This is a genomic window from Bacteroides sp. QWL-09, from assembly GCF_058683585.1.
Genome location: NZ_CM178748.1, coordinates 851,493 through 862,888, shown reverse-complemented (window position 1 = coordinate 862,888; position 11,396 = coordinate 851,493). Strand labels below are relative to the sequence as shown.

Sequence of the window (11,396 nt, the reverse complement as noted above, 5' to 3'; positions counted from 1 at the left end):
AGCAAGTTTTTAATTTCAAATTGACAATTATTTTAAGATCGCTTGTCCATCGTAAGTCACCGACTTCAAGATCGTTTTAGCATTCTTCACCGCCGATTCAGGAAGTGGAGAATAGTGGATCTTAGCCGTCAACCCTTGTGCTTGAGCATTGGTCATCCAATCCAAAAGTTTAAGAGTCGCTTCCGCTTGTTTCTGACTTCTTCCGTTATAATTCTGTTCTTTATAGATCACGATCCAAGTGAAACAAGCAATCGGATAAGCATTCGGGTGATCAGAGTTGGTAATCATCGCTCTTGTATCAGCAGGCAGTTCACCGGCTGCAGCAGCAGAGATACTCTCGGTCGAAGGCAAGATAAAGTTGCCGGCCTTATTCTTCAGTTCTGCCACCGGCAAGTTCTGAGCAAAAGAGTATTCCGATCCGATGTAACCAATAGCTCCGGCAGTCTGACTGATGGTTCCGGCTACACCCGGGTTACCCTTTCCGGCAATACCCACCGGCCATTTCAACGCTTTATCGCGTCCCACCTTTTCACTAAACTCCGGACTCACTTTCGATAGATAATCGCTGAAGACAAAAGTTGTCCCACTACCATCCGAACGATAAACCGGGTTGATCGTACTATTAGGCAACTGAAATCCCGGGTTGATCTCCGCAATACGCTTGTCGTTCCATTTGCTGATCTTACCCAAGTAAATATCGGCCACCAACTCACCCGTCAGTTTCAAATCCTTCACTTCCGGCAGATTGTAAGCCAACACAACAGCTCCCATACAAGTTGGGATATGTACCACCTGACTTGGCATCTTTTCCATATCTTTATCCGACAAGAAGGCATCGCTTGCACCAAAATCGACAATCTGATCTTTTAAGCTACGAATACCACCGCCGCTACCGACGCCACCATAAGTCACCACCGTTCCGGTAGAATCTTGATAACTCTTGAAAGCTGCATCATAGTAAGGCTGAGGGAAAGTAGCACCCGCACCCGAAAGTGTAATCTTAGAGGAACCATCCTGTCTTTTACCGCCACATGCAGCAAGAGCAATAACCAATCCGAATAATAGAACTTTCTTCATTGTTGTATAAATTTAATAATGTAATATCATTTAATAACGTGAAACCTTTAATAGGGTCTATCTCTGATGAAAGAGTGTACTCCCTTTTTCCGAGTGTAAAATTAGATGATCATTGCTACAGTGTTAAGTCATAAGTGCTACAATTTCAAGACACCACTATTACAAAACGATGACATCCGTGTGTGTTTCAAAACGATTAAAACTTAATCTCCATATTCATAAACAAATAGGTCGAAGCCTTTCCATTGGCAGGGTTCTGCGTCTGAATGTTCGGAGAGAAATTTAAGTAACGAAGCGGACTATACTGAACACCGGCAATGGCTCTTCGAGTCTCTCCGCTGAAATAATGATCCTTTGAAGTCAGCTCGTCATAACGTCCGTAAACCGCAAACTTCTTATTGATGAAGACCGTTGCATAGGCCGAGTAACCGGTCTTATCCTGATTTTTGATAAAATCGGAACTCCACAACTTATTGTATTCTAGTCCCAAGCTGAAATATTGATGTTTATAGCCCGCAAACAAAGCCATCGACTGTTGAGCCTCTTTGCCTGCACCATCAGCATCATAACGATCGACGTATGCCCGTAGAGTTAACGGCTTGATCGGAGTGACGGTCACCCCTACTCCATAACGGTTATTATTGTCTTTATTAACCTTCTTATAACCTTCACCATTGATAAAGGTCACATCGGCACTCAACCACTTGTTGAATTTATACTTGGCCACAATTCCCATATCCGCACTAGAGTTGAACTTATACTCGTCCTGGAAAGACTTCCAGATATAACGGTATCCCCAGAACTTCTCCTGAAGTCCGAACTGTTCCAAACCGATCAACCCCACGTTGAACGTAAAGTTACCCGGCGTCCAGCTCAACATCGCATTCTTAATATAAGCTACGCGTTCGAGATCGGAACCCGCCACCTTTGTCGATCCGACGTCAAAAACCACCTTACCACCAAGGTCTTTAGAAAAGTTGAATTGGTAACCTAAGTACGAACGATCGAGATTAAAGCCCGACTGACCGTTGGCATTTCCGAGTCCGGCAGAGTAGTTGGCATAAACAGCGACAATTGGCTTGCCGGTGATTTTCAACTCGGTTTTAGTCTCTTGTTTCACGTCCTGTTTTAGGTCTTGTTTAGTCTCTTGCGACTCACCTTGGGCAAAAGCAGTAAAAGGCGCTGCAATCAGTAATGCAAATAATGGAATCGATTTGATTGTTCTCATGTTGCTTTAGAATTTATTAATCTATCTTCATTTCTTTCGGCACAAAACTATAGAGTCCAAATTACACACAAGCTACACCGGTATTACAAACCTATTAAACGTGAAACAGGTATGAATACCCGACTAAAATCCAATGAAATACACAAAACGTTTCTGTTCCACTATTGTTACTCTATTTTTCATCGGCAAACCTCTTCTTTAAAACGGGAAAGCCTTTTGTGATCGAACGTTCTGTTTCTATTGTATAACCGCTTTACCTATTAAATAGTTCATAAACAAAAGATTAAAACCAAACCGTATCACCCTCTGTCGAAAGAAAGTCACCGTTTTCAATCGCCGGTGATGAAACAAGATGTGTCATTAGCGTTTCATCTTCATAGATCAAAACTCAAGATATTCCATCAATGGGCAAACCTTTTTTATGTTATGTAGCATAGCTATAAACTTTTTTTCTACCTTTGTAAGATTAAAATTTGGAATATGTTGTCATCAGAAACAGAACTCATCCTTATTCGCATTACCGGAGAAGACCGTCCAGGTCTTACAACCTCCATCACAGAAATACTAGCTAAATATGACGCAGCCATTTTAGATATTGGGCAAGCAGACATACATAATACACTTTCATTAGGCATCCTTTGCAAAACAGAAGAAGAAAACTCGGGATTCATCATGAAGGAATTGCTATTCAAAGCATCCTCATTAGGCGTTTCCATACGCTTCTACCCCGTGACCACCGAAGAATACGATTCTTGGGTAAAGATGCAAGGGAAAAACCGCTATATCTTAACGGTTCTAGGACGTAAACTCTCGGCCAAGCAGATTGCAGAGACTACACGTGTCTTAAGTCAGCAAGGCATGAATATCGACTCTATTCGCCGTCTCACGGGACGTGTACCATTAAACGAATGCGAGGTAAGTCCCAGAGCTTGCATCGAATTTTCGGTCAGAGGTACTCCTAAAGATCGCATAGAGATGCAATCGCAACTGATGCAACTAGCGGCCCGTCTCGACATGGACCTCTCGTTCCAATTAGACAATATGTATCGCCGCATGCGACGACTGATCTGTTTCGATATGGATTCCACCTTGATTGAGACAGAGGTGATCGACGAATTGGCCATCAAAGCCGGGGTTGGCGATGAAGTAAAAGCCATCACCGAACGTGCCATGCGTGGGGAAATCGACTTCAACGAGAGCTTCACACAACGTGTTGCTTTACTGAAGGGATTGGATGAATCGGTGATGAAAGAGATTGCCGAAAATCTGCCCATCACTGAGGGTGTAGATCGACTGATGTTCGTTCTTAAAAAATATGGTTACAAAATTGCCATATTATCCGGAGGATTCACTTACTTTGGAGAATATTTACAGAAGAAATATGGAGTCGATTATGTTTATGCCAACGACTTAGAGATCATAGACGGTAAGCTGACCGGACGTTACCTCGGAGACATTGTCGACGGAAAGCGTAAAGCTGAGCTTCTACAACTCATCGCTAAGGTTGAGAAAGTAGACATCGCACAGACCATTGCTGTGGGAGATGGAGCCAACGACCTTCCGATGTTGGGAGTAGCCGGTTTGGGCATTGCCTTCCACGCCAAGCCGAAAGTGATGGCCAATGCTAAGCATTCCATCAATACCATCGGACTCGACGGCGTGCTTTATTTCCTCGGATTTAAAGATTCTTATCTGAATATGTAATTTGAGAATATGTAATTTCAAGATGAGATTTCAAGAGGCAATCTGAAGGTCTAATCTGAAGGTCTAATTTGAAGACAAGATATCAAGATGCGATTTGAACATATAATTTGAAAAAACAAGAAATAACAATAGAATGAAGTTTTCTGAACTTGCCTTAAACGATAGCATACTCGAAGCAATCGATGCCATGCGATTCGACGAATGCACTCCGGTGCAAGAGAAAACCATTCCGGTATTACTCGAAGGGAACGACTTGATCGCCGTTGCCCAAACCGGAACGGGAAAAACCGCAGCATTTCTACTTCCTGTGCTTAATCAGCTATCGGAAGGAAAACATCCGCAAGAGGCCATCAATTGCATCATTATGACGCCGACTCGCGAGCTTGCTCAACAAATCGACCAACAGATGGAAGGATTCTCCTATTTTGTTCCGGTCTCGAGCGTTGCTGTATACGGCGGAAGTGATGGCATCCTCTTTGAACAACAAAAGAGAGGGCTGACTTTAGGCGCCGACGTGGTCATTGCCACTCCGGGACGTCTCATCGCTCATATTAACATGGGATACGTCGACCTTTCGAAAGTGTCTCATTTCATCCTCGATGAAGCCGACCGCATGCTCGACATGGGATTCTATGCCGACATCATGCAGATTGCGAAACTCTTGCCTGAGAATCACCAGACCATCATGTTCTCGGCCACCATGCCAAGCAAGATTCAGCAATTGGCAAAAACCATCTTGAAGAATCCGGTAGAAATCAGTTTAGCGGTATCGAGACCCGCCGATAAGATCATACAAGCCGCTTATGTTTGTTATGAAGCTCAGAAGTTGGGCATCATCCGCACCTTATTTGCCGAAAAGCAACCGGAACGAACCATCATCTTTGCCTCTTCTAAAATCAAAGTTAAGGAGGTGACCAAGTCCTTAAAACTCATGAAACTGAATGTTGGTGAGATGCACTCCGATCTGGAACAATCGCAACGTGAAGTCATCATGCGCGAGTTTAAAGCCGGCAGAATTAACGTTCTTGTCGCTACCGATATCGTAGCGCGCGGAATCGACATTGATGATATCAAACTAGTCATCAACTTCGATGTTCCACACGACAGTGAGGATTATGTTCACCGTATCGGTCGTACAGCCCGTGCAAATAACGAAGGACTCGCCCTAACCTTTATCGGAGAGAAAGAGCAATACAAGTTCCGATTGATCGAGAAGTTCCTTGAGAAGGAAATCTATAAGGTTCCGATGCCCGAAGAGTTGGGTGAAGGACCGGAATATAATTCGGAAACTCATGGCAAAGGATCAAAAGGAAGTGGCTCTAAAGGAAAAGGTCCAAAGAAAAAGAAATTCTATAAGAAACCGAACGCTAATCACGAGAAGTAAAAGAATGTGTCTATTTACGACAATACCCTAAATAAGTTTGGTAACAAATTAACATCGAAAGCTCTTTGCTATTAACGTAGTTTAAGAATCTATAATGTAAAAACTTTGTCATTATCTATACTATCATTAAATTTACAGAGTTTTTAATCGACAGCAGGTATAATATGACATAAAGGCATAAAAATCCCTGACAAAGCGACAACTCTGTCAGGGTGTCTTTTAAAAGAGTTGGAAATCTCTTATTTCTTTTTCTCACTTTGAGATAAAGCACTTCCAGCGATACTCTTAGTTCTTGCACTTGAACGTCCGTCTTGCAATGCTTTAGACGCTTTAGTAGCAACAGCTTTTGAAGTAACTTTCTTTGCCATAACTTTTTTATCTATTTAGTGACAACATATTTCAGGTTGTTGTTATCTCTGCAAATTAGCAGAATTATTAAGCTATATGTGCTTATGCACGCTTGAGAGAACTCTTTATTGCGCTGTAACGCAATTTGAGTGAGAACAGCAATACTATTAAAGATTGCTTGGCACAGGCACTAAAGTCTCAGTCACTTCAAAAACATCTGCTGAACTTTTTTGATTACAGCTGTTACATAATGGAACTATGTACCAGCTGTTATCTGTGCTATAAGCCTTTTGTACATGCGCTCCAACTAGATCTTTGCTTAGGCAGCTTTTTTCAGAACAATAAGTTGGATTTTGCCCTGTTTGTTTCTTCCAATAATCCAACCAAGATGTGTATCCTGATGGAGAAGAATATCTACCTGAACCATTCACGTTTTTAACGTACATAATACAGTAAACTTTTTAGGTTAAACAATCTATTAATTCTCCCGATATTTATACAGATAGGTATTCTGTTTATGTTAAGTATCTTCAGTTATACAGGGGAAGAATTTATAAAAGCCTGCTACATACTCTCACGAGTTTTGGCTGTATTAACCTGAGAATAATCTCATGGCAAATTCAAAACAAATGCCGTGCCAATACTTTAACATCCGTAAAGAAGTTTTCAACAAAGTTATCTTATTCGTAAATAAAACATTAAGAAATATGAATAAGACAATAATTTCAATCTAAGAACAAGATAATGGTGGCAAGGAAGCTACTATCATTCTAATAGGAGAGCGTAATAACCAGATTTTATTTGAAGAGCAATTTGAGTATAAGAATCAAGAAAAGCATTTTCTTCGATTACATTTCTTAATTGACAAATATCTAAATAATCATGGGATGCTAAAGGAAAGAATATGGTTATTCCAAGCATTAATAAGATCCTTAATGATATTAAACTCCGGAGTAAGATAAAAGCTAATGCTGATTATACAGTCAGAAATAAATGACAAGTATTTGATAAAAAGTCGGGAAGGTTGAGAGCCATAATAAAGTTAATTCACTCTTTCTACAAATACTTCTCCTTATTCGAAAACAATCATTTCTGTTAGTTGCAAAAAGTAATCAGTAGACCATATATTCAAACTATCAACATTCTTGAGAAAAGGTTCCACATCCTGTCTGACCATCCTCATGTCAGTACTAGCAATCTTCTCTTTTAGCTGTTTGATGAATCCTTCTCTATTTACTTCTATTCCGTTGAATTCACGAATACGCTCCTGCAAATGATTAAAATCTAGCTTAATCCCATTTCTTACATACCATTCAAAATCATACCAATCTCGTCCCTTTACTCGATTCTTCCAAGACCTAAAGACCAAAGCATGCATCTTACCTGCATATAAATCAGGCAGAGTAAAACAACGCGTCATAAATGAGAATGGATGCAACAGCAACTTTTGCTCAGTTTGAAAATTCAGAGGTGGTTTTGTATCAACTTCAATCTTAATTTTCAAACTTTTCTCTGTTTGAAATACGACATCATACACTTCTGTATCATCTTTCAGAAAAGCAGATTCAACCTTCCCAAAACTTCGCTTATCTTTTTTGGTAATGACGACGTCACGCCCCAATGTACTAAACTCATCTCTGATAGCCGGAAAATACTCTTCTAAGTTGAACGATTCATCGTGTGACAAAAGTGAAAAGTCCATATCTTCCGAAAAACGCTCCAACTTATGAAATATTCTCAAACATGTACCACCATAAAAGGCGGCTTTATCAAAAAAACCTCCACGATAAAGTCCTGCTAAAGTGATCTGTTGCATGACCTCGTAGATGGAATTGCGACGATCTTTATCGCTAACAATCTGATATCTGGAAAGCATCTGTTCAAAAATAGTATTCATCGCTGTATGAGTTTAAGTAGATTTGTGAGGGTAGACTTTTTTCTACCCACTTTTATGCAATGTTCAAATATCGATTTATCCATTTGATAAAAAGCCTCCATATCGAAGCGAAGATCCTCCTCTAAATATAATAATAGATCTTTCTGGAATCGTAGATTAAGATTTGGAGTATGGATAATTAAGTCACAGAGTGCTTTTTCAGGGCAAGCCATCAGAAATGAAGTAAGTCCTTTTATTTCTTGTCTGATGCCAATTGAGAAGTACTCTTTTGAACATTGCGTATATTGAAACGTTCCAAGTGAATTTTTAAACTCTTTAGAGTGTTTTGTTGTCATAGACTGAATGGTATAGACACTCTCAGGTATAAGGCCGTAATATCGCAATGCAAATTCCATCGAAACATAAGATGGTCCATATAGATGATTCGCGATAAGTTCTTCGGACAACAGCTTTCCGCTCACATGGGGAGACACAATATACATACCCTTTTTGAGCCTGAGAAGTTTGCCGGACTTTTCAAGTTCACTGATTTTATTATGTACCGACTTATAGTTGGGAAACATTGACTTTAAAACCGCAAAATCAATGGGTGTATTACCTAATTCAGAGAGTAATGTCATATCTTTCACTTCTTATGTACGACAAATATAGTCAAAATTTGAATAGATAATACTTTTCAATTGAATTATCTATTCGAAAAATTACTATTTTAGTAGAATACTCCCAGAATTGGGATGACGTTGTGCAAACGAAGTCGTCATCTCTTCGATCAATATTAGAATGGACGGAGAAAGGAAGCTAGTAAAACAATTGCAAAAGCAGGGGGGTATTGGGAGACAAAAAAAGAGCGGTACTTCAGAGTGAAAAGCACCGCACCTCAGCGTCATGGCGACCGTATTACAGAATTGTGAGCACCGCACTATAATGCTACAAGCACCGCACTCCAGAGCAACAACAACCGCACCTAAAAAGTCACCTCTTTAAAAGAGGCCGAATGAGAACCATTTTTTCTTTTTCTTCGTCTTTTGCTGTTTTGCGCGTTCAAGACCATAAACGTCATCGAATGATTTTCTCTCTTTCACCATTTGGTAAATCATTCCCCAATCGGGCAAACCGCCAACGTTTCGGTCGTCGATAAACATGTCGGCCTTCAGCTTACGTGAAAAACCTTGGTGCTTCTTTTCTTCTTCCGGATAATCTTTATTGACTGAGTAAAATTCCAATCCTCGCTGTTTACACCATTCAACGGCCTCGTCCAGAAGTTCTCCTTCACGAACACTCCATAGAATCAATCGGTGCTTATCTTGTTGTAAAAGTTTCAATGTCTCTACTGCAAAAGGAATCTCCTCCCCTATTTTCGGATAACGATGTTCTACTATTGTGCCATCAAAATCTACTGCTATAACCATAAATATGCTTTATTTTATATCGTTTATATCGTTTACACTTGATTAAATGAATTGTATAATTTAGGACAAAGATAAGGGGTGTTGTGCAAATCTAACTCCTATTCTTGTTTTATTAACATATTTTCTTGACCAGAACCTACAACCCCACCGGCCATTTCAAAACAAACCAAAGCATAAACAGCAGCGTCCAAACCACTAATATGGCTAGAGAATACCGCCAAGTGTATTTGAATAGTGTTCCATAACTGACTCGCTTGGTGTATTGTTGCATGTAAACCAAGACCAAGGGCATATAGAACAAGAACGGTGTAATGGCATTGGTTGCGCTATCGCCGATACGAAAGGCACACTGTACGACCTCCGGTGAGATGCCTTTCTCGGCAAACAACGGAATAAAGATGAAAGCCATGAAGCCCCATTTGCCGGTGGCGGAAACCATAATCAAGTTGACCAGTGTCACCACTAGAATAAACACAATCAGCTCCGGCAGTATGCTGAAGTTAAACGATGCAAACCAGTTAACAGCCACCACCGCGATGTATTTGTCCAAATGAGAATAGTCGAAACAAGCAAACATCTGTGCAGCGAAAAAGGCAATGATGAAGAACGAAGCCAACATCTTAATGGGCTGCACAAAGCCTTCAACGATCTCCGAATCTCTATGGTAACGTCCGGAATAAATGCCATAGGTTAGCCCTGTAATCCCGATGCCTAAAGAGATCAGGAACAGAATACCGGCAATAAACGGCGAGTGCATGATACCTCCGTTAACGCCGCGAAGGATGCCATACGATGAAAAGGTTAGGAACAAGATCAAAGCCGTGTACAAACCTAAGACCACTAACGAGATGATCAGAGCTCTTCGCTCCTTTCGGGATAACTGCTTATAACCTTCGACACGAACCTCACCTTGATACTCACCCATGGAAGGTAAGAGCCACCGCCGAGTGATGACATAAATCACTCCAGCAAGGACAAACGTTGAAGCGCTCATGAAGAAGTAGTTACACAAAGGTTCTGTGTTGCCTTGGTAACCGATCTCCTCTAACGCCGCTTCCTGAGTCAGATTGGCCAATAGCGGGTCCATCGTACTCAGAAAGATATTCGCACTATATCCACACGCCACAGAAACGTAAGCGGTGATGATACCGGCTATGGGATGAAGTCCCACCCACTGAAAGAGGACGGCAGCGATGGGAAGCAATAAGATGTATCCTCCATCACCAACGGCATTCGACAAGAGTCCTAGAAAAATGACGCCGATAATGATGGCTTTCGGATTCCCCTTTTCACCGATCCCCCGTCTGATACAGGCATTGATGAGTCCCGAATGTTGGGCAACGCCTAATCCGAACAATGCAATAATCACCATTCCCAATGGGGAAAAGCTCGTGAAGTTACTGATAGAATGGCGCAACCACCAACGTATCCCCTCCGGACTCAACAAACTCTGTACACGCAGTTCTTGCCCGGTATTGGGTAGAACGACTTTCAGTCCGTAAATCTCACAGATCCACGAGCAAAAGACGATCCCTAGAGTTAGTAGGAAAAACAGAGTGGCCGGATGAGGCATACGCCATTTATTCTTCATCTTCTTCTAAATTATCCAAATCAATAATGCGAAGTTCCAAAGCTCTGACCACCAAACGAGTCGCATTGATCCCTACCCTTTCGCCATGGGCAAACAAGCGGTTGATCAGATCGTTCTGTCTCTTCTCAAGCGATTTAACCCCGAAAGGCATGCCTTTGAGGTTGGCAATCATATCTTTGGTGTATCCTAAAGCCAAGTGGCGCAAGAAACGCTCGTCGTATTCGTCGATATCGTAGTTGATCACAGCCTCTTGTCGCTTGGCATCGGTCGCTACCGACTTCTTAAATCGGTCGACAATCTTTTCGAGTATCGGATAGTTGAACACGAGCTTTTTCCCATCCATCACCGCCTGAACGTCTGTCTTAGTGAGCAGTTCACCTGTCTTGAGGATGATGCCATCGGCTCCCGCATCCAAAACATCGACCCACAACTTCTCATTCAAGATTTCCCCGGTAAAGATCAGAACGTGTACGCCTTTATACCGTTTGAAAATGTTTCTACAAATATCAACGCCAATGGTAGTCGACCCTCCAAGTCCCAAATCCAACAAAACAAGATCGGGAGTCTCAGCCTCTATCAATGGCCAGAATTCTTTCTCAGTCATGGCCGTACCAATAATCTCTGCGTTTGGTATTTCATGCCGAAAAATCTCCTCTGTGCCTTTTAATTCAAGTTTTACATCTTCGACAATAATAACTTTGAATTTCTTTTCTTCCATTCTATATCTAACTTTTATGTGTGTTTCAATTCTCGTTCAA

11 protein-coding genes are annotated in these 11,396 nt (G+C 41.3%); 2 read left to right on the top strand and 9 right to left on the bottom strand.

Translation table 11 applies throughout. The features are described from left to right. Positions 1-27: 27 nt before the first annotated feature. Both pstS and AC4PG5_RS03385 read right to left on the bottom strand, forming a co-directional pair. Positions 28-1,077: a phosphate ABC transporter substrate-binding protein PstS gene (gene pstS / locus AC4PG5_RS03390; RefSeq protein WP_492030053.1), complete on the bottom strand. Its 1,050-nt coding sequence runs from the start codon at positions 1,075-1,077 to the stop codon at positions 28-30. 196 nt (positions 1,078-1,273) lie between these two features. Then, complete coding sequence (locus AC4PG5_RS03385; RefSeq protein ID WP_492030052.1) at positions 1,274-2,305, bottom strand: hypothetical protein; 1,032 nt, start codon at positions 2,303-2,305, stop codon at positions 1,274-1,276. Between the two features lie 480 nt (positions 2,306-2,785). Here AC4PG5_RS03385 and serB point away from each other — a divergent pair, with 480 nt between their 5' ends. Further along, on the top strand, positions 2,786-4,009 hold the full coding sequence (gene serB / locus AC4PG5_RS03380) for a phosphoserine phosphatase SerB (RefSeq protein ID WP_492030051.1): 1,224 nt from the start codon (positions 2,786-2,788) through the stop codon (positions 4,007-4,009). 133 nt (positions 4,010-4,142) lie between these two features. Beyond that, on the top strand, positions 4,143-5,393 hold the full coding sequence (locus tag AC4PG5_RS03375) for a DEAD/DEAH box helicase (protein ID WP_492030050.1): 1,251 nt from the start codon (positions 4,143-4,145) through the stop codon (positions 5,391-5,393). A 239-nt stretch (positions 5,394-5,632) separates the two neighbouring features. Here the strand turns inward: AC4PG5_RS03375 and AC4PG5_RS03370 are convergent, their stop codons facing one another. The 7 genes from AC4PG5_RS03370 to AC4PG5_RS03340 form a co-directional block, all read right to left on the bottom strand. Next, a complete protein-coding gene (locus AC4PG5_RS03370) occupies positions 5,633-5,761 on the bottom strand; it encodes a hypothetical protein (RefSeq protein ID WP_492030049.1) in 129 nt (42 codons plus the stop codon). Positions 5,762-5,908: 147 nt separating this feature from the next. After that, positions 5,909-6,187: a hypothetical protein gene (locus AC4PG5_RS03365; protein ID WP_492030048.1), complete on the bottom strand. Its 279-nt coding sequence runs from the start codon at positions 6,185-6,187 to the stop codon at positions 5,909-5,911. 626 nt (positions 6,188-6,813) lie between these two features. After that, the gene (locus AC4PG5_RS03360; RefSeq protein ID WP_492030047.1) at positions 6,814-7,638 is read right to left on the bottom strand and encodes a nucleotidyl transferase AbiEii/AbiGii toxin family protein; all 825 of its coding nucleotides are present in this window, start codon (positions 7,636-7,638) and stop codon (positions 6,814-6,816) included. Further along, a complete protein-coding gene (locus tag AC4PG5_RS03355) occupies positions 7,635-8,258 on the bottom strand; it encodes a type IV toxin-antitoxin system AbiEi family antitoxin domain-containing protein (protein ID WP_492030046.1) in 624 nt (207 codons plus the stop codon). The genes AC4PG5_RS03360 and AC4PG5_RS03355 overlap by 4 nt, the downstream gene beginning before the upstream one ends. A 360-nt stretch (positions 8,259-8,618) precedes the next feature. Further along, positions 8,619-9,047 (bottom strand): BT0820 family HAD-type phosphatase, encoded by a 429-nt coding sequence (locus tag AC4PG5_RS03350; protein ID WP_492030045.1) that lies wholly within the window; start codon positions 9,045-9,047, stop codon positions 8,619-8,621. Positions 9,048-9,183: 136 nt separating this feature from the next. Next, complete coding sequence (locus AC4PG5_RS03345; protein ID WP_492030044.1) at positions 9,184-10,638, bottom strand: AbgT family transporter; 1,455 nt, start codon at positions 10,636-10,638, stop codon at positions 9,184-9,186. After that, positions 10,628-11,356 carry a DUF5932 domain-containing protein gene (locus AC4PG5_RS03340; protein WP_492030043.1) on the bottom strand — a complete coding sequence of 243 codons (729 nt, stop codon included), beginning with the start codon at positions 11,354-11,356 and terminating at the stop codon, positions 10,628-10,630. The genes AC4PG5_RS03345 and AC4PG5_RS03340 overlap by 11 nt, the downstream gene beginning before the upstream one ends. Between the last annotated feature and the right edge of the window lie 40 nt (positions 11,357-11,396).

Excerpts from the sequence above, each read along its gene's own strand:
- pstS (WP_492030053.1), bottom strand. The coding sequence starts at position 1,077 with ATGAAGAAAGTTCTATTATTCGGATTGGTTATTGCTCTTGCTGCATGT.
- AC4PG5_RS03385 (WP_492030052.1), bottom strand. The coding sequence starts at position 2,305 with ATGAGAACAATCAAATCGATTCCATTATTTGCATTACTGATTGCAGCG.
- serB (WP_492030051.1), top strand. The coding sequence starts at position 2,786 with ATGTTGTCATCAGAAACAGAACTCATCCTTATTCGCATTACCGGAGAA.
- AC4PG5_RS03375 (WP_492030050.1), top strand. The coding sequence starts at position 4,143 with ATGAAGTTTTCTGAACTTGCCTTAAACGATAGCATACTCGAAGCAATC.
- AC4PG5_RS03370 (WP_492030049.1), bottom strand. The coding sequence starts at position 5,761 with ATGGCAAAGAAAGTTACTTCAAAAGCTGTTGCTACTAAAGCGTCTAAA.
- AC4PG5_RS03365 (WP_492030048.1), bottom strand. The coding sequence starts at position 6,187 with ATGTACGTTAAAAACGTGAATGGTTCAGGTAGATATTCTTCTCCATCA.
- AC4PG5_RS03360 (WP_492030047.1), bottom strand. The coding sequence starts at position 7,638 with ATGAATACTATTTTTGAACAGATGCTTTCCAGATATCAGATTGTTAGC.
- AC4PG5_RS03355 (WP_492030046.1), bottom strand. The coding sequence starts at position 8,258 with ATGACATTACTCTCTGAATTAGGTAATACACCCATTGATTTTGCGGTT.
- AC4PG5_RS03350 (WP_492030045.1), bottom strand. The coding sequence starts at position 9,047 with ATGGTTATAGCAGTAGATTTTGATGGCACAATAGTAGAACATCGTTAT.
- AC4PG5_RS03345 (WP_492030044.1), bottom strand. The coding sequence starts at position 10,638 with ATGAAGAATAAATGGCGTATGCCTCATCCGGCCACTCTGTTTTTCCTA.
- AC4PG5_RS03340 (WP_492030043.1), bottom strand. The coding sequence starts at position 11,356 with ATGGAAGAAAAGAAATTCAAAGTTATTATTGTCGAAGATGTAAAACTT.